23 protein-coding genes are annotated in these 23,813 nt (G+C 73.6%); 19 read left to right on the top strand and 4 right to left on the bottom strand.

Annotation, left to right across the window (positions count from 1 at the left end; genetic code table 11):
* Positions 1-157 precede the first annotated feature (157 nt).
* On the top strand, positions 158-334 hold the full coding sequence (locus tag ACFRFC_RS07400; protein ID WP_382686572.1) for a hypothetical protein: 177 nt from the start codon (positions 158-160) through the stop codon (positions 332-334).
* A 105-nt stretch (positions 335-439) separates the two neighbouring features.
* On the opposite strand, the gene ACFRFC_RS07405 is transcribed toward ACFRFC_RS07400, so the two are convergent.
* On the bottom strand, positions 440-2,686 hold the full coding sequence (locus ACFRFC_RS07405; RefSeq protein WP_382686569.1) for a sensor histidine kinase: 2,247 nt from the start codon (positions 2,684-2,686) through the stop codon (positions 440-442).
* A 22-nt stretch (positions 2,687-2,708) separates the two neighbouring features.
* Here ACFRFC_RS07405 and ACFRFC_RS07410 point away from each other — a divergent pair, with 22 nt between their 5' ends.
* The 8 genes from ACFRFC_RS07410 (at position 2,709) to ACFRFC_RS07445 (ending at position 11,383) form a co-directional block, all read left to right on the top strand.
* Positions 2,709-3,548, top strand: coding sequence for a response regulator (locus ACFRFC_RS07410; RefSeq protein WP_382686567.1), 840 nt, complete (start codon positions 2,709-2,711; stop codon positions 3,546-3,548).
* A 721-nt stretch (positions 3,549-4,269) separates the two neighbouring features.
* Positions 4,270-4,761: a PhzA/PhzB family protein gene (locus ACFRFC_RS07415; protein ID WP_382686564.1), complete on the top strand. Its 492-nt coding sequence runs from the start codon at positions 4,270-4,272 to the stop codon at positions 4,759-4,761.
* A 71-nt stretch (positions 4,762-4,832) separates the two neighbouring features.
* Complete coding sequence (locus ACFRFC_RS07420) at positions 4,833-6,179, top strand: 3-deoxy-7-phosphoheptulonate synthase (protein ID WP_382686981.1); 1,347 nt, start codon at positions 4,833-4,835, stop codon at positions 6,177-6,179.
* Positions 6,176-6,835: an isochorismatase family protein gene (locus tag ACFRFC_RS07425; RefSeq protein ID WP_382686978.1), complete on the top strand. Its 660-nt coding sequence runs from the start codon at positions 6,176-6,178 to the stop codon at positions 6,833-6,835. The genes ACFRFC_RS07420 and ACFRFC_RS07425 overlap by 4 nt, the downstream gene beginning before the upstream one ends.
* Positions 6,823-8,769 (top strand): anthranilate synthase family protein, encoded by a 1,947-nt coding sequence (locus ACFRFC_RS07430; protein WP_382686561.1) that lies wholly within the window; start codon positions 6,823-6,825, stop codon positions 8,767-8,769. The genes ACFRFC_RS07425 and ACFRFC_RS07430 overlap by 13 nt, the downstream gene beginning before the upstream one ends.
* A gap of 6 nt (positions 8,770-8,775) precedes the next feature.
* Entirely contained in the window at positions 8,776-9,621 is an 846-nt protein-coding gene (locus ACFRFC_RS07435) for a PhzF family phenazine biosynthesis isomerase (protein WP_382686558.1), read from the top strand.
* Complete coding sequence (gene phzG / locus ACFRFC_RS07440; protein ID WP_382686555.1) at positions 9,614-10,246, top strand: phenazine biosynthesis FMN-dependent oxidase PhzG; 633 nt, start codon at positions 9,614-9,616, stop codon at positions 10,244-10,246. The genes ACFRFC_RS07435 and phzG overlap by 8 nt, the downstream gene beginning before the upstream one ends.
* A 90-nt stretch (positions 10,247-10,336) precedes the next feature.
* Positions 10,337-11,383, top strand: a complete 1,047-nt coding sequence (locus tag ACFRFC_RS07445) for a methyltransferase (protein ID WP_382686552.1) — start codon at positions 10,337-10,339, stop codon at positions 11,381-11,383.
* 197 nt (positions 11,384-11,580) lie between these two features.
* On the opposite strand, the gene ACFRFC_RS07450 is transcribed toward ACFRFC_RS07445, so the two are convergent.
* Positions 11,581-12,357, bottom strand: coding sequence for an ATP-binding protein (locus ACFRFC_RS07450; RefSeq protein ID WP_382686549.1), 777 nt, complete (start codon positions 12,355-12,357; stop codon positions 11,581-11,583).
* 329 nt (positions 12,358-12,686) lie between these two features.
* Here ACFRFC_RS07450 and ACFRFC_RS07455 point away from each other — a divergent pair, with 329 nt between their 5' ends.
* From ACFRFC_RS07455 to ACFRFC_RS07485, 7 genes are all read left to right on the top strand, one after another.
* Complete coding sequence (locus ACFRFC_RS07455) at positions 12,687-13,562, top strand: helix-turn-helix domain-containing protein (protein WP_382686546.1); 876 nt, start codon at positions 12,687-12,689, stop codon at positions 13,560-13,562.
* Between the two features lie 85 nt (positions 13,563-13,647).
* Entirely contained in the window at positions 13,648-14,463 is an 816-nt protein-coding gene (locus ACFRFC_RS07460; RefSeq protein ID WP_382686543.1) for an SAM-dependent methyltransferase, read from the top strand.
* A 352-nt stretch (positions 14,464-14,815) separates the two neighbouring features.
* Entirely contained in the window at positions 14,816-16,837 is a 2,022-nt protein-coding gene (locus tag ACFRFC_RS07465) for an ATP-binding protein (RefSeq protein ID WP_382686540.1), read from the top strand.
* 74 nt (positions 16,838-16,911) lie between these two features.
* Complete coding sequence (locus tag ACFRFC_RS07470) at positions 16,912-17,346, top strand: roadblock/LC7 domain-containing protein (RefSeq protein WP_382686537.1); 435 nt, start codon at positions 16,912-16,914, stop codon at positions 17,344-17,346.
* A gap of 2 nt (positions 17,347-17,348) precedes the next feature.
* Complete coding sequence (locus ACFRFC_RS07475; protein WP_382686534.1) at positions 17,349-17,720, top strand: DUF742 domain-containing protein; 372 nt, start codon at positions 17,349-17,351, stop codon at positions 17,718-17,720.
* Positions 17,698-18,390, top strand: coding sequence for an ATP/GTP-binding protein (locus tag ACFRFC_RS07480; protein ID WP_382686531.1), 693 nt, complete (start codon positions 17,698-17,700; stop codon positions 18,388-18,390). The genes ACFRFC_RS07475 and ACFRFC_RS07480 overlap by 23 nt, the downstream gene beginning before the upstream one ends.
* A 73-nt stretch (positions 18,391-18,463) precedes the next feature.
* Complete coding sequence (locus ACFRFC_RS07485) at positions 18,464-19,042, top strand: GAF domain-containing protein (protein WP_382686528.1); 579 nt, start codon at positions 18,464-18,466, stop codon at positions 19,040-19,042.
* A 57-nt stretch (positions 19,043-19,099) separates the two neighbouring features.
* Here the strand turns inward: ACFRFC_RS07485 and ACFRFC_RS07490 are convergent, their stop codons facing one another.
* Entirely contained in the window at positions 19,100-19,801 is a 702-nt protein-coding gene (locus tag ACFRFC_RS07490; RefSeq protein WP_382686525.1) for a GPP34 family phosphoprotein, read from the bottom strand.
* Positions 19,802-19,923: 122 nt separating this feature from the next.
* Positions 19,924-20,220 (bottom strand): muconolactone Delta-isomerase family protein, encoded by a 297-nt coding sequence (locus ACFRFC_RS07495; RefSeq protein ID WP_382686522.1) that lies wholly within the window; start codon positions 20,218-20,220, stop codon positions 19,924-19,926.
* Positions 20,221-20,538: 318 nt separating this feature from the next.
* Here ACFRFC_RS07495 and tdh point away from each other — a divergent pair, with 318 nt between their 5' ends.
* From tdh to ACFRFC_RS07510, 3 genes are all read left to right on the top strand, one after another.
* Positions 20,539-21,567: an L-threonine 3-dehydrogenase gene (tdh, locus tag ACFRFC_RS07500; RefSeq protein ID WP_382686520.1), complete on the top strand. Its 1,029-nt coding sequence runs from the start codon at positions 20,539-20,541 to the stop codon at positions 21,565-21,567.
* Between the two features lie 65 nt (positions 21,568-21,632).
* The gene (locus tag ACFRFC_RS07505) at positions 21,633-22,826 is read left to right on the top strand and encodes a glycine C-acetyltransferase (RefSeq protein WP_382686519.1); all 1,194 of its coding nucleotides are present in this window, start codon (positions 21,633-21,635) and stop codon (positions 22,824-22,826) included.
* Between the two features lie 33 nt (positions 22,827-22,859).
* Entirely contained in the window at positions 22,860-23,762 is a 903-nt protein-coding gene (locus ACFRFC_RS07510; protein WP_382686516.1) for a LysR family transcriptional regulator, read from the top strand.
* Positions 23,763-23,813 lie beyond the last annotated feature (51 nt).

The following is a 23,813-nucleotide window of genomic DNA, read 5'->3' on the forward strand; positions in this document are numbered from 1 at the left end:
GCGCTCACGTCCGCTCACGTCCGCTCACGTCGGGCTCACGCTGGGGCAGCAGCCTCATGCGGGCGGGACGCCGGGTGCGGAGGATGGATCGGGAGTTGTCGCAAAGGGTGACAGAACCGATCAACGGTGATGGGCCCGCGGGCACGGAGAGGCAGTCATGAAACGCAAGGTGATCACGGCGGTGGGCACCGGCACCGCACTCGTCGGGGTGGTTCTTCTCGCAGCGCGGTGCGACTGCGAGTCCAAGCAGGACTCCGGTCCCGTGGACCGCCTGCGGAAGTGGCTGGAGAAGAAGTGCCCGGCCTGCCCCAAGCTGCTGGGCAAGAGCCGCTGACCGCACCCGCGCCCACCCGCCGCACATCATCGTCCGACGCCCGCCGTCACCGTCCCCGGCAACGGGGAGACGGCGGGCGTCCGTATGTCCGCGCCCGCACGCACCTCAGCCGGAGCCGTCCGGCCCGAGCGGCGCCGATGAGCGCGGCAGCACCGCCCGTACCGAAGTCCCGGTCCCCGGCCCGTCCGTCCTCTCCGACTTCTCCGACTTCTCCGTCCTCTCCGGTCGCTCCGTCCTCTCCCGTTCCCCCTCCACCGTGCATCGGCCGCCGATCTCCGCCGCCCGGTCGGCCATCGAGCGGATGCCCAGGCCGTTGCCGGACGACGGGGGCGAATCGGCGGTCGCGTCCGGGGCCGGATCCGCGGTCGACTCCGGGTTCGGGTCGCGGGCTGCGTCAGGGGTGAGGCCGGGGGCCGGGGCCGGGGCCGGGGTGAAGCCGACACCGTCGTCCTCGACGGTCAAGGTCAGGGCCCGGTCGTCCACCCGCACCCGTACCTCCGCGTGTTGTGCGCGCGCGTGGCGCAGGACGTTGGTGAGGGCCTCGGCGGCGATGCGGTAGGCCGCCACCTCCACGGCGGCCGGGAGGGGCGGCAGCGGGTCGGGATCGAGGGCGGCGGTGACGGACAGCCGCTCGCAGTCGAAACCGGCGGCCAGCTGACGCAGCGCGGTGCTCAGGCCCAGTTCGCCCAGTGGGGCGGGGCCCAGACGGTGGGTGATGTGCCGGACCTCCTCGATCACCCGGCGCAGCTCGCCCGAGACGGTCCGCAGCTCGCCGCCCACCGGATCCTCGGCGGGCAGCCGCGCCGCGGCGCTGTCCACGCGCAGCCGCAGCCCCGCGAGGGCCGGGCCAAGACCGTCGTGGATGTCCCGGCGCAGCCGCCGCCGCTCCTCCTCCCGCCCGGAGACGATCTGCTCCCGGCTGGTGCGCAGATCCTCCTGGAGCCGCAGCGAGGCCAGCGCGGGGGCGGCCTGGTTGGCGAGCGAGGACAGGATGCCGGTGTCCCACTCGTCCAGCTCCTGCTCGCCCTCGCGCGGGCTGACCGACAGATGGCCGATGGCCGTCCCCTGGTGCAGCAGCGGGAACCGCTGGCCGGGGTCGTCGGGCCTGCCCGCCTGCGCGAGGGTCCGCGGCCCGGCCCGGGTGTGCACGGCCAGCGCCGCGCCCGGCAGCCGCAGCGTCTCCACCACCGTCGTGCACAGCGTCGCCGGGATGTCCTGCGGGCTGACCGCGTGGGTGATCCGCTCGGCCAGCGTCTGGAGCACCTGGTAGGGGTGCGCGCGGTCGCCGTAGTACATCCGGTCGACCAGGCCGACGGCCCACCCGGTGGTGCGCCGCAGCCCGGCGCCCAGCAGAAAGGCCAGGGCGACCAGGACCACCGCGTCGGCGGCCCGGCCGGGCGTCAGCCCGCCCGCCAGTACGGCCGCCGCGGCCACGTACACCACGGTCAGCAGCGTGGTGACGATCAGCCCGGCCAGGATCCGGCGGGCCGAGCGGCTGATCCGCCAGGATCCGGTGCGCACGACGACGAACCCCACCGACACCGGCCACAGCGCCGAGGCGGCGGTGAACAGGAAGTACGTCGGCCAGTACGCCTGGTCGCTGAAGTAGTAGTAGATCCGCTGGGCCACCGCCCACAGCAGATACGTCGACAGCAGCAGGAGCAACGGGCGCCGCAGCCGGGGCTCGCCGCGCAGGATCCGGCGCAGCAGCACGCCCGTGCTCAGGGCGATGAGCAGGACGTCGGTCACGTCCCACGCGCTCGACAGCCGGTCCCGCAGGGCGGCGGCGGTCTCGCCCCACCAGCCGGTCGCGAGCGGATTGGGGGCGCCGAACTGGGTGCCGGAGGCGGCGGCGTACGCGAAGGTCTGCGGTGCCGCCCAGACGGCGACCGCGGCCAGGTAGAACCACCAGCGCCGGGACAGCCGCCCCTTCGGGAACCACAGCGGCAGCGAGTACCAGAGCGTCACCTTCACCAGATTGGCCACCGCCTCGAACGCCACCACCGCGCTCCGCGCCGTTGTACCCCCGCCCTCCACCCACAGCGGGGCGGCCAGCGCGGACGGCACGATCACGGTCAGCGCGTAGCCGAGCAGTACCCAGCCGAAGGGGGCGCCGGGCCAGTGCGCGTGCACCAGGACACCGGCCGCCGCGGCCGGCAGACCGTAGAGCAGCACACTGAGGTCGCGGACGCTGCCCGCCACCCCCGGGTCGCCCGCGTTCGCGAAGAGATAGCCGATCCACAATCCGCTCAGCGTGAGGATCGCGGTGAAGCACAATGCGGCGGCGGCCAGCTGGTCCTCACCTTCGGACCGGTGGGCGCCCAGCAGCGCGCGAATACTCCGTGTGGTCATTTGATTACCTATAGTAATCGGCATGAGGAATGAGGGCTCCGAGAGCCCCGAGAGGCCCGAGAGCCCCGAACGTCCAGACAGTCCGGAGGGTCCTTCCCAGGGTCCCCAGGGCGCCGAGCCGGTGCCGGGCCAGGCCACCGTGACGGTGCTGCTGGTCGACGACCATCCGATGTTCCGGGTCGGGCTGCGCGGCGCGCTGCTCCCGCAGGACGGATTCCGGGTGGTGGGGGAGGCGTCCAGCGCCCAGGAGGCCATCGAGCTGAGCGCCCGTGCGGCGCCGCAGGTGGTGGTGCTCGACCTCGGACTGCCCGACGCCTCCGGCATCGAGGTGACCAGGCGCCTGCTGAGCGACCGGCCGGGCGTGCGGGTCCTGGTGCTGAGCATGTCGGACGACGACGACAATGTCCTCGCCGCGATGCGCGCCGGGGCCGGCGGTTATCTCGTCAAGGGCGCCGACCGCGACGAGATCCTCACCGCGATCCGGACCGTGGCGGCAGGCGGAGCCGTCTTCGGGCCCCGGATCGCCGAGCGGCTGCCCTCCTTCTTCGGGGCCCTCGCCGCCGCCCCCGGCCGTCAGGTCTTTCCCGATCTGACCCCGCGCGAGCTGGAGATCCTGGACCTGATCGCCGCGGGCCTGGACTACCGGCAGGTCGCCCGCCGGCTGACCATCTCGGACAAGACCGTCCGCAACCACGTCACGAACATCTTCACCAAGCTCCAGGTCAACGACCGAGCCCAGGCGATCGTCCGGGCACGCAACGCGGGCCTCGGCGCGGGCGAGACCCGCCGCCCGGGACCACCGCCGCCGGGGCAGCAGCCGCCGGGGCAGCAGTCGCCTGGGCGTGAGCTGCCGGGTCAGTAGGGCGCCGGGTTCTGGCCGTTGGGCCGGCAGCCGCCGGGTCGGCAGTTGTCGGGCCAGAAGTGGTCTGGGAGCTGGACGTGAGGCTGGGGGCCGCCGGTTCGGCAGCGGCTTGGGAGCCGCCCGCTCGGCGGGCAGCCGCCGGGCTGGCAGTCGCCGGGGCGTGACCTGCCGGGTCAGCAGGCCCCCGCGTTCTGGCCGCCGGGCCGGTAGCCGTCTGGGCAGCAGCCATCGGGTCAGCACCTGCCCGGGTGCGAGCCGCCGGGTCGCCAGCAGCCGCCCAGGCACGGGCCGCCTGCCCACCGGCCTCGCGCCCACCAGCGGCCCGCCCACCGGCCTCGCACCCATCAGCGACCCACTCACCGGCCTCGCACCCACCAGCCGCCCACCCACCAGCCCCCCACCCCGCAGCCGCCCACCCACCAGCCCCCCACCCCCGGCCCTGATCCCCCGTCCAACAGCGGCTTCCGGCATCAAAGTGGCCTCCTCCCGCGCGGCTGCCCACGGAAAGTTCCAGTCTCGGCGGTCCGGCGGACCGGACGGATGAGGCAGCCGTCCCATCCGTGCCCCAGCCGCCGCCCGGCCGGACACCACCGACCGCCCCGTCCGCCGGCCCGGTCCGCGCTGGGCGGACGAGAGGGCGTCCGCCTCAGGCTCCCGGGGCGCCGGGACCCGGAGAGTGGGGCACCCAAGCCGTTCCCCACGCATCGCGGGAGGTATCCAAATGCCCGGCACCGCATCCCGGCGAGGACCCGGCCGCGCGCCCAGCGAACTGCGCCGCCGCAACCGCCGGACGGTAGAGACGTACATGAACACCCGGGGACAGGACCGGCTGCGCCGCCATGAACTGTTCACCGAGGACGGCCGGGGTGGTCTGTGGACCACCGACACCGGCGCCCCCATCGAGATCGCCGGACGCGACCGGCTGGCCGCCCACGCGCTCTGGTCGCTGCGCTGCTTCCCGGACTGGGAGTGGTACGGCGTCCGGATCTTCGAGACCCAGGACCCCCATCATTTCTGGGTGGAATGCGACGGCCACGGCACGATTCGCTTTCCCGGCTATCCGGAGGGCCATTACGAGAATCACTTCCTGCATTCCTTCGAACTCGCCGACGGCCTCATCACCCGCAATCGCGAATTCATGAACCCTTTCGCGCAGTTGCGCGCACTCGGCATTCCGGTGCCCGAGATCAGGCGGGAAGGAATTCCGACGTGAAGCGGGCAGAGGCCGGCGCCCTGACCGCCGTACCGCCCGCCGCGCCGACGGCCCTTCCGCACCTCGCGCCGATGGCCGCCCCGCCACCGCATCCGACCCGTCACCCGGCCCCGCAGCAGCCCGAATGGCCCGACCCGGAGCAGATACGGCGGGTGCGCGCGGCCCTGGCGGCCCGTCCCGCTCTGGTGCGCCCAGGCGAACTGCGGGCGCTCGAAGGCGCCCTGGCCCGGGTGGCGGCCGGTGCCGCGCTGGTCGTGCAGAGCGGCGACTGCGCCGAGGACCCCGACGACCGCACGCCGCTCGATGTGGGCCGCAAGGTCGCCGTCCTCGATCTGCTGGCGGACGCGCTGCGCGCCGCGACCGGCAAGCCGGTGGTACGGGTGGGCCGGATCGCGGGCCAGTACGCCAAGCCCCGTTCCCAGCCCTACGAGGACATCGGCGGGCGCCGCCTCCCCTCCTACCGGGGGCACTTGGTCAACGCGCCCGAACCCGATCCGGACCGCCGCCGCCCCGACCCCCTGCGCGTCCTGCTCGGCTACCTCGCGGCGGCCGAGGTCATGCGGCACCTCGGCTGGCCCGCCCCCGGCGCCACCCCTGGCCACACCCCCGGCCCCACCCCCCTCCAGAGCCTCGGCATCGCCCCGGCCGTCTGGACGAGCCACGAAGCGCTGCTGCTCGACTACGAACTCCCGCTGCTGCGCCACGACGAGGACGGCCGCCCCTACCTCGGCTCCACCCACTGGCCCTGGGCCGGCATGCGCACCTGCGACCCCGACGGCGCCCATGTCGCCCTGCTCGCCGCCGTGTCCAACCCGGTGGCCTGCAAGGTCGGCCCGGCCATGACCCCGGACACCCTGCTCGCCCTGTGCCGGCGGCTCGACCCGTGCCGCCGTCCCGGCCGGCTCACCCTCATCGCCCGGATGGGCGCCGGCCGGGTCACCGACCTGCTGCCGCCCCTCGTCACGGCGGTGCGCGCGGCGGGGCACCCGGTGGTGTGGCTGTGCGATCCGATGCACGGCAACACGGTGACGGCGCACGACGGTACGAAGGTCCGGGCCGTCGCCACGCTGTGCCGCGAGGTCGTCGGGTTCCAGCGGGCCGTCGAGGCCGCGGGCGGCATCGCGGGCGGCCTCCACCTGGAGACCACCCCGGACGACGTGACGGAGTGCGCGACCGGGGACGGGGACGCCGGGCGCGCGGGCGGCACGTACACGAGCCACTGCGATCCCCGGCTCAACCCCTGGCAGGCGCTGGCGGTGGCGTCGGCCTGGCGGGACCGGCCCCGTGCTGTCCAGCGGCCCGGGAACGGCGGGCCGCCGCCCGAACCGCCCCTGCGAGCCCGAAGGACGACCTCATGGACGACCTCAAGGGTGACCCCAAGGGCGACCCCAGGGACGACCTCAAGGACCACCCCATGACCGCCATCCCCCGTACCCCCACCCTCCCCACCATCGCCCCCTACCCCCTCCCCACCGCCGCCGACCTGCCCCCCAACACCGCCCGCTGGACCCTCGACGCCCGGCGTGCCGTGCTGCTCGTGCACGACATGCAGCGCTACTTCCTCGCCCCCTTCCCCGGCGACCGCCGCCGGGAGCTGGTCGCGCGGGTCCGGTCGCTGCGCGAGTGCGCCGCCGCCCTGGGCGTGCCCGTGGCGTACACCGCGCAGCCCGGCGGGATGACCCCCGAACAGCGCGGACTGCTGGCCGACTTCTGGGGCCCGGGCATGCGCACGACCGCCGACGACCGGGCCGTGGACCCCGCGCTCGCCCCCCGCCCCGGCGACTGGACACTCACCAAATGGCGCTACAGCGCCTTCTTCCGCTCCGGCCTGCTCGACCGGCTCCAGGGGTCCGGCCGTGACCAGCTGATCGTGTGCGGGGTGTACGCCCACCTCGGCGTGCTGATGACCGCGGTCGACGCCTTCACCCACGACATCCGTCCGTTCCTGGTCGCCGACGCCACCGGCGACTTCTCCCGCGCCCACCACGACGGCGCGCTGCGGTACGCCGCCGGGCGCTGCGCGATGGTCGTCACCACGCAGGCCACGAAGGAGGCCCTGACATGCCTGCCCTGACCGATCCGTTCGCCGAGGCGCTGAGCCCCCGCCCGGCCCCCTTCGCCCTGGTGCACCGCCCCGCCGCCACCGGCCCCGCCCACCTGGACGCCCTCACCGGCCGCGTCTCGCTGCCCGCCACCCTCGGGGAGATCCCGCTGCCCCGGGGCCCCCGCGGCGCGGGCCCCGCCCACCGCCACGACGTCCTCGCGCTCGTCCCGTACCGCCAGCTCACCGAGCGCGGCTTCGCCTGTGTGGACGACGGGGCCCCGCTGATCGCGCTGTCCGTCACCGCGCACCGGACGGTCCCGGTCGCCGAGGCGCTGGCCCGGCTGCCCAGGGCGGCGGCCCCGCTGACCGGCGGCGCGTTCGACCTGGACGACACGGCGTACGCGCGCACGGCACGGCGGATCGTCGACGAGGCGATCGGCGGCGGCGAGGGCTCCAACTTCGTCCTGCGCCGCACCTTCACCGCCGAACTGCCCGGCTACGGCCCGCACAGCGCCCTCGCGGTCTTCCGGCGGCTGCTGGAGCGCGAGTCCGGCGCGTACTGGACCTTCCTGATCCACACCGGCACCCGCACCTTCGTCGGCGCCTCGCCCGAGCGGCATCTCTCGCTGGCCGACGGCACGGCGGTCATGAACCCGATCAGCGGCACGTACCGCTATCCGCCCGCCGGACCCACCCTCCCCGGTGTCCTCGGTTTCCTCGCCGACCGCAAGGAGACCGACGAGCTGTACATGGTCGTGGACGAGGAGCTGAAGACGATGGCCCGGATCTGCCCGGACGGCGGCCGGGTCGTCGGCCCCTTCCTCAAGGAGATGGCCCGCCTCGCCCACACCGAGTACCTCATCGAGGGCCGGACCGGCCGCGACCCGCGCGAGCTCCTGCGCGAGACGCTGTTCGCCCCGACGGTGACCGGCTCCCCGCTCCAGAACGCGGCCCGGGTCATCGCCGCGTACGAGCCGGGCGGCCGGAGTTACTACGGCGGAATCGCCGCCCTCATCGGCCGTGACGCGCTCGGCGCCCCGGCCATGGACTCCGCGATCCTCATCCGCACCGCCGAGATCGACCCGCACGGCCGGCTCGCGCTCGGCGTCGGCGCCACCCTGGTCCGCCACTGCGACCCCGCGTCCGAAGCCGCCGAGACCCGGGCCAAGGCCGCCGGACTGCTCACCGCCCTGGAGCCCGACGGCCCCGCCTCCTTCGCCGCCCACCCGGAGGTACGGACGGCACTGGACCGGCGCAACGAGCACCTCGCCGGGTTCTGGCTCGCCCCACGCGGCCCGTCGACGCGCGCCGCCTTTCCGCCGGGGGAGGGACCCACCGGTGGCCTGGACGGCCGGACCGTGCTCGTCCTCGACGCCGAGGACACCTTCACCGCGATGATCGCCCATCAACTCCGCTCACTGGGACTGACAGTGACGGTCAGTCATGTACGTGATCCCGACACGCCCCGCGCTCTCGACCGCCACGACCTCGTGGTGCTCGGTCCCGGCCCCGGCGACCCCGAGGAGCGCGGGCATCCCAGGATCGACCGGCTGCACACGGCCGTGGACACCCTGCTCGCCCTGCGGCGGCCCTTCGTCGCCGTCTGTCTCAGCCATCAGGTGCTCAGCCTCCGGCTCGGGTTCCCCGTGCACCGCAGGGCCGTGCCCGACCAGGGCGTGCAGAAGGAGATCGACCACTTCGGCCGCCGGGAGCGCGTCGGCTTCTACAACACCTACGCCGCGCACAGCGGCCACGACCTGGCGGAGATCGACGGGGTGGGCCCGGTGGAGATCTGCCGTGACCCGGGGACCGGCGAGGTGCACGCCCTGCGCGGCCCGCGCTTCGCGTCGATGCAGTTCCACGCGGAGTCGGTGCTCACCCGGGACGGCCCGGGGATCCTCGCCCGCGCCCTGCGCCACACGCTGGGCGCCGTCCCGGCCGCCGCCGACCGGCGAGGAGCGTGATCCACCATGCACAGGTACGTCGTCGTGGACGCCTTCACCCGGGTGCCCCTCCAGGGCAACCCCGTGGCGGTGCTGTTCGACTGCGCCGATCTCCCGCCCGCCCGGATGCAGCGCGTCGCCCGTGAGCTGAACCTCTCGGAGACCGTCTTCCTGCTGCCCGCCCGGCGCGGCGCCGACGCCCGGGCCCGGATCTTCACCCCGGTCAACGAACTGCCCTTCGCGGGCCACCCGCTGCTGGGCGCCGCCGTCGCGCTGGGGGAGACCCGGCCGGGCGACCTGCTGCGCCTGGAGACCGCCATGGGGGTCGTCCCGCTGACGCTGGCCCGGGAGGGCGGCCGGGTGGTGGGGGCGCGGATGCGGCAGCCGGTGCCCACCTGGCGGCCGTTCGAGCGGACGGACGAACTCCTCGACGCCCTCGGCGTGACCGGCTCCACCCTGGCCGCCCTCCCCGTCGAGATCTACCGCAACGGACCCCGCCATGTCCTCGTCGGCCTCGCGAGCGTGGCCGCGCTGTCGGCGGCGGTCCCCGACCAGCGGGCCCTCGCCCGCTTCACTGACCTGGCCGCCATCTGCTACGCGGGTTCCGGCACCCACTGGCGCAGCCGGATGTTCTCCCCGGCCTACGGGGTGGCGGAGGACGCGGCCACCGGCTCGGCCGCGGGCCCGCTCGCCGTCCATCTGGCCCGGCACGGATACGTCGACCACGGCCGCCCCATCGAGATCCACCAGGGCGTGGAACTGGGCCGCCCCTCCCGGATGCTCGCCAGGACGGCGGGCGCGGGGGACCGGGTGGACCGGGTCGAGGTCGCCGGAGACGCCGTCACCGTGGCCCACGGGAGGCTCCATGTCTGAGCGACGCGACTCCGAGACCCTGACCGGGACCCTCGCGGTGCCCTTCCCCGAGTACCGCACCCCGCCCCCCGACCCCCTCACCCTGCTGCGCGCCTGGCTCGCCCACGCGACAGCCGTCGGCGTCCGTGAACCCACCGCCCTCGCCCTGGCCACCGCCGACGCCCGGGGCCGCGCCTCGACCCGGATCGTCGCCCTGCACCGGCTCACCGGCACCGGACTCGTCTTCGCCACGCACATGAACAGCCGCAAAGGCCGTGAACTGCGCGCCAACCCCTGGGCGTCGGGACTGCTCTACTGGCGCGAGACCAGCCGCCAGATCAGCGTCGCGGGCCCGGTACGACGGCTGCCGGACGCCGATACGGAGGCCATGTGGGCGGCCCGGCCACCGTTCACACACGCGATGACCGTCGCCTCCCGGCAGAGCCGCCCGCTGTACGACGTGGCCGCCCTGCGCGCCCGCGCCGAACACCTCGTCGGCCCCCAGCCCCGCCCCGCCGCCTACATCGGCCTCGAACTGGTCCCGGACCAGATCGAGTTCTGGGCGGCGGGCACCGGCCGCCTCCACGAACGCCTGCGCTACGACCGCACCCCCGAGGGCTGGCACGCCATCCGCCTCCAGCCCTGACCGACCGACGACCGGGCCCGACGCACGCAGGCCCGCTCGCATTCATACGAACGATACGAACGAAAGGTACGAACGAAAGGACGCCCCCCGATGCCCAGTGACCACACCCCCACCCACACCGCCCTCGATCTCATCACCGGTGCCTGGCGGACCCAGGCCGTACATGTCGCCGCCCGGCTGCGGCTGCCCGACCTGATCGCCGACGGGCAGCGCGACCGCGCCGCGCTCACGAAGGCCACCGGCCTCGCGCCGGACCTCCTGGGACGGCTCCTGCGGCTGCTCGTGACGCTCGGCGTCTTCACGGCCGACGGCGAGGGCGAGAACCGTACGTACCACCCGACCCCCGTGAGCGAACAACTGCGCGACCGGCCCGGCTCGCTGCGGGACATGTGCCTGCTCTACGGGGAGGAGTGCTATGACGCGTGGGGGCACGCCGAGCACGCCCTGGCCACCGGCACCAGTGGCTTCGAGACGGCGTACGGGCTCCCCTTCGACACCTATCTCGCCGGTCACCCGGAGCTGGCGGGCCGCTTCCAGCGGGCCCTGCGCGCCGGTCACCAGGTCTTCGACGACGTCCCCCGGGCCATCGACTTCTCGGACTGCCGCACGGTCGTGGACTTCGGCGGCGGCAGCGGGCAACTGCTGGCCACCGTGCTCGCGGCGGCGCCAGGGGCGCGGGGCGTTCTCGTCGACCTCCCGCACACCATGCCCATCGCCCGCGCCTATCTCGCCGAGCGCGTCGGCCCGGACCGGGTGGATCTGTGGGGCCAGAACATGTTCACCGGGCCGGTGCCGCCGGGCGCCGACGCCTATCTGTTCTCCCGGGTCCTCGGCGGCTGCGACGACGCGTCCTGCGTACGGCTGCTGCGCCGGGTCCGCGCGGTGATGAGGCCCACCTCACGGGTCGTCGTGCTCGACCGCGTCGCCACCGACGATCCCGAGGCCGTGCTCACCGCCCTGTGGGATCTGCAGCTGCTGGTGACGAACGGCGGACGGCAGCGCACCGACGCGGACTGCCGTGCCCTCCTCGACAGCTCCGGGCTGGCCCTGGAACGCGTCGTGGACCTGCCGATGGAGAACAAAGGGCTGATCGCCGCGCCGGTGGACCCGGCGCCCGTGTCAGGGGCGGCCGGCTGATCCGCCGGGCCGTGCCGGGGGCCCGACCCGTGGCTCGGGCTTGGGACGGGCCGGCGTCCAGGACGGATCCGCCCGGCGGACCAGGGGAGGCCGGTGGGGCTCAGTGCCGTGGGGTCGGAGCATGGCGTACATCCTTCGGCCGGGTGGGGGAGGGGCCGGTGGTGGTCTCCGCGGGGTCCGGCACGGGCGCGTGCGGCTCATGCGGGTGGCGCGGGGGGGTGCGGCTCGTACGGCTGGTGCGAGTCGTGCGGATGGTCCGGCTGGTGCGGATCACGCCGTACGACATCCCGCGTGCCGTCGGTGGCCGGAGCCGGGGTGGGCGGTGGTGGGGGCGCCGGGGCCGGGAAGGGCGTCGCCGTCGTCGGCAGTTCGGCCCACACGATCCGGCCCGTGCGGTCGGGGGCGACCTCGACGCCCCAGTCGGCGCTCACCGCGGCGACCAGCAGGAGGCCGCGTCCGCTCTGGTCGTCGGGGCCCGACCGGCGGGGCGTGGGGCGGGCGGCACCGCGGTTCTGGTCCTCCACCTCTATGCGCAGCAGCTGGGGGGTGCGGCGCAGGCGGCATATGACGTACTCGCTCGCGGAGTGGGTGACCGCGTTGGTGACCAGCTCGGAGGTGACCACGACGGCGTCGTCCCGGGTCTCCTCGGCCAGTTGCCAGCCGTCCAGGACCGCGCGGACACGGCGACGGGCCGCGCCGACGGAGGCCGGGGCGGCCGGGAGCGCGAACGCGTCCGATAAGCGGGACGCGCGCTCGGCGGCGCGGTGCGGTGCGGGGGTGGGGTGATCCCCGGAGGCGAGGCGGTCGGGGCACGGGTCCCCAGGGAGTTGACCGGTGAACTCGCCTCCGGGTGGTTCTGCGGCGCGGGTGTGCTCCCGCGGGTCGTCGTACGCGCGCCTGGTCGTGGGCACCGCTCTGAGCAGGCCGGACGGGGGCAGTTGTGCCGGCGGGTGGGGGAGGTAGGGCGAAGCCATCGCCGCACGCCTTTCGTCTGCCATGTGCCCGGGGCCGTAACGGAGTCGCACCGCAGGCCCGGCCACGCGCGGGTGCGGTGGTCAGCCGCATCCGACGACAGTGGGTCACCGCCCGACTCGGCTCAACTGAGCTGTGGTCCTTCGCGGTTGAGCGCGTCGGGGCGGTGGGTCCAGGGTGTCATCCGGCAACGTCCTTTCGCAACCTACAAGTTGAAAATTGCAAATAGTCATGCGCACGCTGGCGCGGTAGGACGCGATCGAGCACGCGAGTGGAAGTGATCGCGTGAGACGGTTGGCCCTGGAACCCGGAGGCATCGAGGGGGTAAGGCGTGACCGCGGAGACCGACTGGGGTGGCGCTCCCTCCGTCCTGCGCATGATCCTGGGGCGGCAGCTGGAGGAACTGCGGGTCCGGGCCGGTCTGACCTTCGAGCAGGCGGGCATGTCCATCGGGGTCAGCCACTCCACGATCCGCCGCATGGAGGCCGCGAAGGTCGCCCGGCTGCGGCTCGCGGACGCCGAGAAGCTGCTCCAGATCTACGGGGTGACGGACCAGCAGGAGATCGACACCTTCCTCAAGTCGGTCCGCGAGGCCAACAAGCGCGGCTGGTGGCACACCTACCGCGATGTCATGCCGGACTGGTTCGCCGCGTATCTCAGCCTGGAACAGGCCGCGTTGCAGATCCGCGCCTACGAACCCCAGTTCGTGCACGGCCTGCTCCAGACCGAGAGCTACGCCCGTGCCCTGCTCGGCGCGGGCAACCCGCATGCCGCGGCCGACGCCACCGAGCGCCGGGTCGCGCTGCGGATGCGCCGCCAGGAACTGCTGCTGCGGCCGGTGCCGCCGCGGCTGTGGGTGGTGATGGACGAGACCGTGCTGCGCTGGCCGGTCGGCGGGGCCGGGGTGATGCGGGCGCAGATCGACCATCTGATCGAGATGAACCGGCTGCCGCATGTGACCGTGCAGATCATGCGGTTCACCCAGGGACCCCACCCGGCGATGCGGGCGGGGGCGTACCACATCTTCCGGTTCCGGGCCCGTGAGCTGCCCGACATCGTCTACCTCAGCGGCCTCGTGGGTGCCGTGTATCTGGACAAGAGGGACGACGTCGTGGTCTACCGCGAGGCCCTGGACCGGTTGGGCGCCCAGGCGGCGCCGGCCGGCCGGACCGAGGCCCAGCTCGGTGCGATTCGCAAGGAGTTCTAGGAGGAGTTCAAGGAGTTCAAGGAGTTCGAGTGCTGTTATCGCTGGACCTGGCTCACTCACCCCGACCCGAATGGGAGACACGGCGTTGCCTGACAACGGATGGCCTGCCGACCGTATCGACACCGAGCACGCGCACTCCGCGCGGATCTACGACTATGTCCTGGGCGGCAAGGACTACTACCCCGCCGATCAGGAGGCCGGCGACGCCATGGCCCGGGAGTGGCCCGCGCTGCCGATCCACATGCGGGCCAATCGCGACTGGATGAACCGCGCCGTGCGCTGGCTCGCCGAGGACGCCGGGATGCGCCAGTTCCTGGACATCGGCACCGGCATACCCACCTCCCCCAATCTGCACGAGATCGCCCAGTCCGTGGCGCCCGAGTCCCGGGTCGTCTACGTCGACAACGACCCGATCGTCCTCACCCTGTCCCAGGGCCTGCTGGCCAGCACGCCCGAGGGCCGGACGTCGTACATCGAGGCCGACTTCCGCGACCCGGGCTCCATCCTGGACGCCCCCGAACTGCGCGAGACGCTCGATCTCACCCGGCCGGTGGCGCTCACCGTCATCGCCATCGTGCACTTCGTGCTGGACGAGGACGACGCGGTGGGCATCGTGCGCCGGCTCCTTGAGCCGCTTCCGTCCGGCAGCTACCTCGCGATGTCCATCGGCACCGCCGAGTTCGCCCCCGAGGACGTGGCCCGGGTCGCCCGCGAGTACGCGGCCCGGGACATGCCGATGCGGCTGCGGACGATGGACGAGGCGCACGAGTTCTTCGACGGCCTCGAACTCGTCGAGCCCGGCATCGTCCAGGTGCACCGATGGCTCCCGGACGGCACGGGCGAGCAGAACATCCGCGACGAGGACATCGCCATGTACGGGGCGGTGGCCCGCAAGCCGTGACACCGACCGGTGATCACGCTGGGTGATGTTCTGGGCAATGCGTCGGGAGGGCGGAAAGGGTCGCCGGGCGCCGAGGAACGGCCGGCCGTCCAGAAGGACGACGAAGTGGGCGGGGGTCGGGGGGTCAGGAACCCCCCGGCCCCCGCCGTCGTTTCATGACCATGATTGACCAGCATTGATCGCCCGATGGTGACTCTCCTCCCACTCTCCGGCCGACCTATCGATCTTCCGTGCGATGCCTCATACCAGAGCGGGATGGTCTACGGGGGAGTTCGTCAACTGCCCACCACTCAGGACATGTCGGCGACTACTGTGAGTGTCCGCCACCAGACGGACCAGTACGAGGGAACCGATGTCACACCTCCGCGCACCGGCCGCACGCGCAGACCGCCGCGAAGGCGGCCGGCACGGACGGCCGGTCGCCCGCACCACGCCCTCGCTGCCCGAGGCCCACATAAAGCCCCAACTGATGCGCCTGGCCGTGCTGCCCCCCGTCGCGGTCGCCCTCGGCGCCGGCGCCGCCGTCATCTTCACCGTCCGCGCCACCGCCGCACCGCTGGGCCCCACCCTGCTGGCCGTGCTCGCCGCCGCCCTGTCGGTGACCTTCGCCGCCGTCGCCGTCGCCGCTGTCGCCGCACGCCGGGCCGCCCGGTCCGTCCACGACCGCGTCGACGCGTTGCGCCGCGGCAGCACCCGGCGCGAAGCCGAACTGCGCGCCCTGGTCGAGGGGCTGCGCCGCGGCGAGCAGCCGCCCCGCCGCAGGACCCGCGGTACCCCGCCCGCCGACGCCGACGACTTCGAGCTGCTCGCCGCCGATCTGGCGAACACCCACGACAGCGCCGTCGCCTGTGTCGTCCAGGCCGCCCAGCTCTCCAGCCGGACCGGCAGCGAACAGAAGCTGGAGGTCTTCGTCAATCTCGCCCGCCGGCTCCAGTCGCTGGTGCACCGCGAGATCGCGATCCTCGACGACCTGGAGAACGAACTGGAGGACCCCGAACTCCTCAAGGGCCTCTTCCATGTCGACCACCTCGCCACCCGGATCCGCCGCCACGCCGAGAACCTCGCCGTGCTCGGCGGCGCCGTCTCCCGCCGCCAGTGGAGCAACCCGGTCCCCATGACCGAGGTGCTGCGCTCCGCCATCGCCGAGGTCGAGCAGTACTCCCGGGTCAAACTGGTGCCCCCCGTCGAAGGCACCCTGCGCGGCCACGCCGTCGCCGACGTCATCCATCTGCTCGCCGAACTCGTCGAGAACGCCACGGTGTTCTCCGCCCCGCACACCCAGGTCCTGCTCCGCGCGGGCCTGGTCACCTCCGGGCTCGCCGTAGAGGTGGAGGACCGGGGACTGGGCATGCCCGTCGAGGAACAGCAGAAGATGAACGCCCTGCTGGCCGACCCCGACCAGGTCAATGTCGCCAGCCTGCTGGCCGACGGCCGCATCGGCCTGTTCGTCGTCTCCCAACTGGCCCGGCGGCACGGCATCACGGTACGGCTCCAGACCAATATCTACGGCGGTGTCCAGGCCGTCCTGGTCGTCCCCCAGGCCCTGCTCGGCGCCGCACCCACCGCCGAGCAGCCCGCCCTGCCCCACGACGGCACAGGGGGCACGCCCTCGGCGTACGACACCGGGGGCGTACCGGTGGCGTACGGGACGGGGGGTGCTCCGGCCCCGTACGACATGGGGGGCGCTCCGGCGTCGTACGGGACGGGGACCGGGCCGGTCGCCCATGGGACGGGGAGTGCTCCGGGCGCGTACGGCACCGGGAGTGTTTCTGCCGGGCCCGGGGCGGGGAGTCCAGCCGTCGGGCCTGGCACCGGGAGGGGGTCTCTCGGGCAGGACACCGGGAGCGTTCCCGTGGGCCCCGGCACCGGGCGGGTCCCGGCCGCCAGGGACGGGGCCGCCAGGGACGGGGCCGCCGCTCCGCTGCCCGTGCGTGATGCCCAGGCGGCGCGGTCCACCCCGGCCGAGGCCGTCCCCGGGATCCGGCCCGACGAGCGGTCGCTGATCGAGTCGCACGCGACCAGGCCGCTCACGCCGCGCGCCGGAGCCGTGCGCGGCACCCAGGGCAAGCCCCAGCTGCCCCGGCGCCGGGCCCAGCAGCACCTCGTACCCCAGTTGCGCGAGCGGTCCGCCCCGCGCGAGGAGCCCGAGTTCACCGCCGGGCACGACCCCGGCCTGATGGCCGCCTACCAGCGCGGGGTCAGTCTCGCCGAGGCCCAGCAGGGCGGCGGACCGGACCTCGACGGGCCGCTTCACCCGCAGGACCCGAGGGCCACGCCCCCGGCCCCGCGGCTGTCCATGCCCCCCACCCCCACCCCCCGGGACCCGGCCCACGACCACCCCCTCCGGCAGGACGGGAGCGCCCCCGCCGGATGAGTACCACCCGCACCCCCCTCACCCCCGGTTCCACCGCTCCCGCAGACCTTCGTACCCCAAGGAGTCGATCCACCATGGCGAGCGATGCGCAGACCAGCCAGGTATCCGATCTCGACTGGCTGATGAGCGGCCTCGTGCAGCGCGTACCGCACACCAGCAGCGCGGTTCTCCTCTCCAGCGACGGACTCGTCAAATCCGTCCACGGCCTCGACCACGACAGCGCCGACCACATGGCCGCGCTGGCCTCCGGGCTGTACTCCCTCGGCCGCAGCGCCGGTGTCCGCTTCGGCGACGGCGGCGACGTACGGCAGGTCGTCGTGGAACTCGACGCCAACCTGCTGTTCGTCACCAAGGCCGGCTCCGGCACCTGCCTCGCCGTCATGGCCGGCCGCGAGGCCGACGCGGCGGTCCTCGGCTACGAGATGGCCATGCTCGTCAAGAGCGTCCGCCCCTATCTGGTCACCGCGCCCCGGCAGCACGCCGTCGAACCCACGGCGATGAGGTCGTGAGCGTGGCGGCGACCGGCGACGGGCCCTGGCTCGACGACGCGGCGGGACGGCTGGTGCGGCCGTTCACCGTCAGCAACGGCCGCACCCGCCCCTCCGTCGCACTGGATCTGATGTCGCAGCTGATGGCCACCGGGGCGACCCCCCTCGGCTATCTCGGCCCGGAACAGGCCCAGGTGCTCCACCTGTGCAGGGCACCCGTCTCCGTCGCCGAGGTGGCAGCCCAGCTGAAGCTGCCGGCGGTGGTCACCAAGGTGCTGCTGTCCGACCTCCTCGACTGCGGGGCGCTCACCACCAAGCCCCCCGTGTTCCACCACAACCCCACAGACCGGGCTCTTCTGGAGGCAGTGCTCGATGGACTACGACGACAGCTCTGACCCCGCCACCGGCGCGGCCCGCCATGACCTTGCACCGCATGGGTACGACGCCGTGACCGACCGCCGCCGCGACGACCAAGGAGGCGACAGAGATCCGTTCCCCACCGCGCTGAAGATCCTGGTCGCCGGCGGCTTCGGCGTCGGCAAGACCACCTTCGTCGGCGCGGTCAGCGAGATCGCGCCGCTCAGCACCGAGGAACTGCTCACCACCGCCGGCGAGGCGACCGACAGTCTCGACGGCGTCGAGAACAAGGTCGAGACGACCGTCGCCATGGACTTCGGCCGGATCACCCTCGATCCCGACCATGTGCTGTATCTGTTCGGCACCCCCGGACAGGAACGGTTCTGGTTCATGTGGGACGAGCTGTCCGAGGGCGCCCTCGGCGCGGTCGTCATGGTCGACACCCGGCGCCTCGCCGAATGCTTCGCCGCCGTCGACTTCTTCGAGGAGCGCGGCCTCGGATTCATCGTCGCCGTCAACGAGTTCGACGGCGGCCACCGCTACGACCCCGAGGAGGTGCGCGCCGCGCTCGACCTGGACCCGAGGATCCCCGTCGTGCGCTGCGACGCCCGGATCTCCGCGTCCGGGGTCCAGACCCTGCTCACCCTCGTCCGTCATCTGATCGCCCACTCCCCGGACCCCGCGCCGAGCAATGGCGCGCACCGGTGACGGCCCCGCCGCCCGCACCACCCCACCCATCGGAGCCGCACATGCCACACGTCCACAGCGAGGGAGACGGGCGATGAGCTACGAGCCGCCCCGCCCGGCAGGCCGGCTGCTGCTCACGCCCGAGGACAAAGAGGCACCCGCCCGTGCCCGCCGACTGCGCGGGCTGGGCCTCGGTGAACGCCCCGAGCCCGCCCTCGACGCCTTCGCCACCCGCCTCGCCGAGCACACCGGGGCGCCGTACGCGATGGTCAACTTCCTCGCCGGGAACGGGCAGTTCTTCGCCGGGCTGCACCTGGCGGACCCGGTGCCGGTGGTCCGGGAGGACGGCACCCGCCCCGAGATCGGCCGCTTCCTGCCGCGCGAGCACGGCTTCTGCACCCACGTGGTGGCGCGGCGCCGGGCGCTGGCCCTCGACGACGTCCGCGACTATCCGCGGTTCGCGGGCAATCCGGTCGTCGACGAGTTCGGCGTCCGCTCCTATCTGGGCGCGCCGATGATCGACACCCTGGGCATGGTGCTGGGCACCGTGTCCGTCTCCGACGTCACACCCCGCCCCTGGGGACGGCCGGGCCTGGAGACCATCAAGGCCGCCGCCGCGGAACTCGCCGCCCGCCTGGAACGCCGGGAGGCGGACGGATTACCGGCGTTGTGAGGGGGTGGGCGGGGAGGGGGTGTAGCCCACCCCGCGCCCCGCCCGGTCCTCAACGGCTCACCACCCGCGCCACACATTGTCGAACGCCGCGTTCTCGATGGCCCGGCGCTGGCGTACGGCCTCCAGCTCCATCACCGCGCCCCCGACGGCGGCGAGAACGGCGGTGAGGGACTCATCGGCGAAAGGCTCGTCGGCGAGGGGTTCGGTGGTGAGGGAGTCGTCGGTGCGGGTTTCGTCGGTCGCCTTGCCCTCGTCCTCTGACAGATCCGCCCCCGTGGCCCCGCCCCCCGTGTCCCCGCCGTCCCCGCCGACCCCGGCCGCAGAAGCGAGCGCGGTGAGGACGGGATCCCCGGCGGTCAGCCGCTCGCGGGCCCGACCGCGTTCCGGTGAGTCCACCAGCTCCGCGCGGGAGGCCCTGAGCGGAATCCGGCGCCCGCGCGGACGGGCCGCGAGCCCGTCCTTCTCCAGGTCGGCCGTGTAGGCGGCGGCCAGTTCCCGCCCCCGTCGCCACAGCCAGTCCTCGACCGACTCGTACGGCCGCTCGCGGACCAGCAGCGCCGCGGCCCCGTCCAGCAGGCGGTCACCCGTGTCGGACGCCGTGCCGGGAACGATGTGGTCGCCGTCCAGGGAGAGTGCGCCCGCGTCGGCCAGGTCGAGCAGCTCGGCCCCGGCCAGCGCCAGCGACAGATCGCCCTGCTCCAGCGGGCGTTCGGGCGCCGAGTCCAGGGCGACGATCGCGAGGTCCCGGGCGGTGTTCATGGGCGGCTCCTGGTCGGTCGGCCGAGCGGGTCACCGACCGCGGCGGCCGGTGACGTCCCTCGATTCTGGCCGTCGTACGGCAGCCGCGGGGCGCTCTACGCGCATGTCGTGGATCTCATCGGTCACTTCCCCGCGCGGCCCGGGTCGCTCGGGTGCGGTTCGAGGGGGGTGACGGAGACCGTCATCCAGGGCCGCAGCGGGAGGGTGTCCAGCACGCGCGCGTGCAGGTCCGCTTCGTCGTCGGCGCACCAGATGCCGATGCTGCGGCGCTCGCCCTCGGGGCGCCACAGCCGCCACAGATGGCCGGCGGCGGCCAGTTCCGCCGAGCGTTCCGTCTCGGCGGCGCGGCGCGCGGTAACCTCCTCGCGCGGGGTGCCGTCGGGCACCTTGGTGGTGATCTGGACCAGAAACTCACGCATGGGTGGCTCTCCCGTGTCGGGCGGAATCCGTCCCGCCGCCGGACGCCGAGCCTCCCAGCCGGCGCGGGGCGGCGCACCCGGGACTGCGCCGGGTGACGTATCGAGGCCGCCGCCTCGGGTGTACGTGGGGGAGGCACGCGCGCGTCGCCGGGCCCTCCCCGTGCCCGGCCTGTAGCAAAGCTGGGGTACCGCTTAAGAAATCCTCGATGGACCGGGGCGCTCCCGTGGGGCAGATTGCTACCGGAATCCACCCTCCCTCCCCGGTCCGGGCCGCCTCGGCATGCCCGCGCCCGGTACCCGAACCCCTGGAGCCGTAGCGTGAAGGCGCTGGTCAAGGAGAAGGCGGAGCCCGGTCTGTGGCTCGCCGACGTGCCCGAGCCGGCCGTCGGGCCCGGCGATGTCCTCATCAAGGTGCTGCGCACCGGCATCTGCGGCACCGATCTGCACATCCGGTCCTGGGACGGCTGGGCCCGGCAGACGATCCGTACCCCGCTGGTCGTCGGACACGAGTTCGTCGGCGAGGTCGTCGCCACCGGCCGGGACGTCACCGACATCGACGTGGGCGACCGGGTGAGCGGCGAGGGCCATCTGGTGTGCGGCAAATGCCGTAACTGTCTGGCCGGGCGGCGTCATCTGTGCCGGGCCACCGTCGGACTGGGCGTCGGCCGCGACGGCGCCTTCGCCGAGTACGTCGCCCTGCCCGCGGGCAATGTGTGGGTGCACCGGGTCCCCGTCGACCTCGATGTCGCCGCGATCTTCGACCCGTTCGGCAACGCCGTGCACACCGCGCTGTCGTTCCCGCTGGTCGGCGAGGATGTGCTGATCACCGGCGCCGGGCCGATCGGCCTGATGGCCGCCGCCGTCGCCCGGCACGCGGGCGCCCGGCACGTCATGATCACCGACGTCAGCGAGGAGCGTCTGGAGCTGGCCCGGAAGATCGGCGTGAGCCTCGCGCTGAACGTCTCCGCCGAGTCGGTCGCCGACGGGCAGCGCACCCTCGGACTGCGCGAGGGCTTCGATGTCGGCCTGGAGATGTCCGGCCGCCCCGAGGCGCTGCGCGACATCATCGGCAATCTGACCCACGGCGGCCGGATCGCCATGCTGGGGCTGCCCGCCGAGGAGTTCCCCGTCGACTGGGCCCGGATCGTCACGTCGATGATCACGATCAAGGGCATCTACGGCCGTGAGATGTTCGAGACCTGGTACGCCATGTCGGTGCTGCTCGAAGGCGGCCTCGACCTCGCCCCCGTGATCACCGGCCGCTACGGCTACCGCGACTTCGAGACGGCCTTCGAGGATGCCGCCGGTGGCACGGGCGGCAAGGTCATCCTGGACTGGACCGGGTAGTCGTGTCCGTGCCCTGGCGTCCCCGCGTAACCACGTCCCCGCGTAACCCCTGAGGAGCTTCCACGATGTTCGAATCCGTGCGCGACGATCTGCGCGCCACCCTCGACGAGATCAGGGCCGCCGGGCTGCACAAGCCCGAGCGGGTCCTCGCCGGTCCGCAGTCCGCGACCGTCACGGTGAGCGCGGGCGGGCGGCCCGGCGATGTCCTCAACTTCTGCGCCAACAACTACCTTGGCCTCGCCGACCACCCCGAGGTGCTCGCCGCCGCCCACCAGGCGCTGGACCGCTGGGGCTACGGCATGGCCTCCGTCCGCTTCATCTGCGGCACGCAGGAGGTGCACAAGGAACTGGAGGCCCGGCTGTCGGCGTTCCTCGGCCAGGAGGACACGATCCTGTACTCCTCCTGCTTCGACGCCAACGGCGGAGTCTTCGAGACACTGCTCGGCCCCGAGGACGCGGTGATCTCCGACGCCCTCAACCACGCCTCCATCATCGACGGCATCCGGCTGTCCAAGGCCCGCCGTCTGCGCTACGCCAACCGCGATCTCGCCGACCTGGAGCAGCAGCTCAAGGACGCCTCCGACGCCCGCCGCAGGCTCATCGTCACCGACGGCGTCTTCTCCATGGACGGGTACGTCGCCCCCCTCGCCGAGATCTGCGACCTCGCCGACCGCCACGACGCCATGGTCATGGTCGACGACTCGCACGCCGTCGGCTTCGTCGGCCCCGGCGGACGCGGCACCCCCGAACTCCACGGCGTCATGGACCGCGTCGACATCATCACCGGCACCCTCGGCAAGGCCCTCGGCGGCGCCTCCGGCGGCTATGTCGCCGCCCGCGCCGAGATCGTCGCCCTGCTGCGCCAGCGCTCCCGCCCCTATCTGTTCTCCAACACCCTCGCCCCGGTGATCGCCGCCGCCTCCCTGAAGATCCTCGACCTGCTGGAGTCGGCGGGGGACCTGCGCCAGCGGCTCAGGGCGAACACCGCGCTGTTCCGTGCCCGGATGACCGAGGAGGGCTTCGACCTCCTCCCCGGCGACCACCCCATCGCGCCCGTCATGATCGGCGACGCGGCCGAGGCGGGCCGGATGGCCGAACTGCTGCTGGAACGCGGGGTGTACGTCGTCGGCTTCTCCTACCCCGTCGTCCCGCAGGGCCAGGCCCGTATCCGGGTCCAGCTGTCCGCCGCCCACACCCCGCAGGACGTGCACCGGGCCGTGGACGCGTTCGTCGCCGCCCGCGCGGAACTGGCCGTCTGACCAGGGCCGACGCTCTGGCACGATAATGGGCCCATGATCGAGGCACGGCGGCTCCACATCCTGCGCGCGGTGGCCGACCACCGCACGGTCACCGCGGCGGCCGCCGCGCTCTACCTCACCCCCTCGGCCGTCTCCCAGCAGCTCACCGCCCTGGAGCAGGAGACCGGCCACCGTCTGGTGGAGCGCGGCGCCAAGGGCGTACGGCTCACCCCGGCCGGCGAGATCCTGCTCGGCCACACCCACGCCGTGCTCGCCCAGCTGGAGCGGGCCGAGGCGGAGCTGGCCGCCTACGGCTCCGGCGCGGCCGGTACGGTCACCGTCGCCTCCTTCGCCACCGGCATCGCCCTCGTCGTCGCCCCGGCCGTGGCCCGGCTCGCCGCGACCGCGCCCGGCATCCGCATCCGGGTCCGGGACGCCGAGGGCGACGCCAGTCTCGCGATGGTGCTGGACCGGCAGATCGATGTCGCCGTGGCCGTCGAGTACCGGGGGGCGCCGCCCGCCGACGACCCCCGGCTGTCCCCGGTGCCGCTGTACGCCGAGCCGTTCGACGCGGTCGTGCCCATCGCCCACCGGCTCGCCGACGCGGCCGTGGTGCCGCTGGCCGGGCTGGCCAAGGACCCGTGGATCGGCCCCTACCCCGGCAATCCCTGCCATGACGTGGTCGTCCTCGCCTGCGAGAACGCGGGCTTCCAGCCCCGTCTGGAGCACTCCTCCGACGACTTCCGCGCGGTCGTCGCCCTCGCCTCCGCCGGGCTCGGCGTCGCCCTCGTACCGCGCTCCGCGCTGCACGGTATGGACCTCACCGGCGTGGTCGTCCGCCCGGTCGACGGGATCGCCCCGACCCGCCGGGTCTTCGCCGCCGTACGCCGTGGCGCCGAGGAACACCCGCTGATCCGCCCGGTACTGGCGGCGCTGGGGGAGGCGGCGCCGGTGTGAGCCGTGCGGGTGTGAGCCGTGAGGGTGTCCGGCTGCTGTCTCGTATGACTG

The organism is Streptomyces sp. NPDC056734 (assembly GCF_042790455.1).
Classification (GTDB): domain Bacteria; phylum Actinomycetota; class Actinomycetes; order Streptomycetales; family Streptomycetaceae; genus Streptomyces.

Coding starts and splice junctions, on each gene's coding strand:
- ACFRFC_RS07405 (WP_382686569.1), bottom strand. CDS start 2,686: ATGACCACACGGAGTATTCGCGCGCTGCTGGGCGCCCACCGGTCCGAA.
- ACFRFC_RS07510 (WP_382686516.1), top strand. CDS start 22,860: ATGATCGAGGCACGGCGGCTCCACATCCTGCGCGCGGTGGCCGACCAC.
- ACFRFC_RS07430 (WP_382686561.1), top strand. CDS start 6,823: ATGCCTGCCCTGACCGATCCGTTCGCCGAGGCGCTGAGCCCCCGCCCG.
- ACFRFC_RS07470 (WP_382686537.1), top strand. CDS start 16,912: ATGGCGAGCGATGCGCAGACCAGCCAGGTATCCGATCTCGACTGGCTG.
- ACFRFC_RS07485 (WP_382686528.1), top strand. CDS start 18,464: ATGAGCTACGAGCCGCCCCGCCCGGCAGGCCGGCTGCTGCTCACGCCC.
- ACFRFC_RS07420 (WP_382686981.1), top strand. CDS start 4,833: ATGGCCGCCCCGCCACCGCATCCGACCCGTCACCCGGCCCCGCAGCAG.
- ACFRFC_RS07435 (WP_382686558.1), top strand. CDS start 8,776: ATGCACAGGTACGTCGTCGTGGACGCCTTCACCCGGGTGCCCCTCCAG.
- ACFRFC_RS07480 (WP_382686531.1), top strand. CDS start 17,698: ATGGACTACGACGACAGCTCTGACCCCGCCACCGGCGCGGCCCGCCAT.
- ACFRFC_RS07410 (WP_382686567.1), top strand. CDS start 2,709: ATGAGGAATGAGGGCTCCGAGAGCCCCGAGAGGCCCGAGAGCCCCGAA.
- ACFRFC_RS07445 (WP_382686552.1), top strand. CDS start 10,337: ATGCCCAGTGACCACACCCCCACCCACACCGCCCTCGATCTCATCACC.
- ACFRFC_RS07400 (WP_382686572.1), top strand. CDS start 158: ATGAAACGCAAGGTGATCACGGCGGTGGGCACCGGCACCGCACTCGTC.
- ACFRFC_RS07495 (WP_382686522.1), bottom strand. CDS start 20,220: ATGCGTGAGTTTCTGGTCCAGATCACCACCAAGGTGCCCGACGGCACC.
- ACFRFC_RS07490 (WP_382686525.1), bottom strand. CDS start 19,801: ATGAACACCGCCCGGGACCTCGCGATCGTCGCCCTGGACTCGGCGCCC.
- ACFRFC_RS07465 (WP_382686540.1), top strand. CDS start 14,816: ATGTCACACCTCCGCGCACCGGCCGCACGCGCAGACCGCCGCGAAGGC.
- ACFRFC_RS07450 (WP_382686549.1), bottom strand. CDS start 12,357: ATGGCTTCGCCCTACCTCCCCCACCCGCCGGCACAACTGCCCCCGTCC.
- ACFRFC_RS07505 (WP_382686519.1), top strand. CDS start 21,633: ATGTTCGAATCCGTGCGCGACGATCTGCGCGCCACCCTCGACGAGATC.
- phzG (WP_382686555.1), top strand. CDS start 9,614: ATGTCTGAGCGACGCGACTCCGAGACCCTGACCGGGACCCTCGCGGTG.
- ACFRFC_RS07415 (WP_382686564.1), top strand. CDS start 4,270: ATGCCCGGCACCGCATCCCGGCGAGGACCCGGCCGCGCGCCCAGCGAA.
- ACFRFC_RS07425 (WP_382686978.1), top strand. CDS start 6,176: ATGACCGCCATCCCCCGTACCCCCACCCTCCCCACCATCGCCCCCTAC.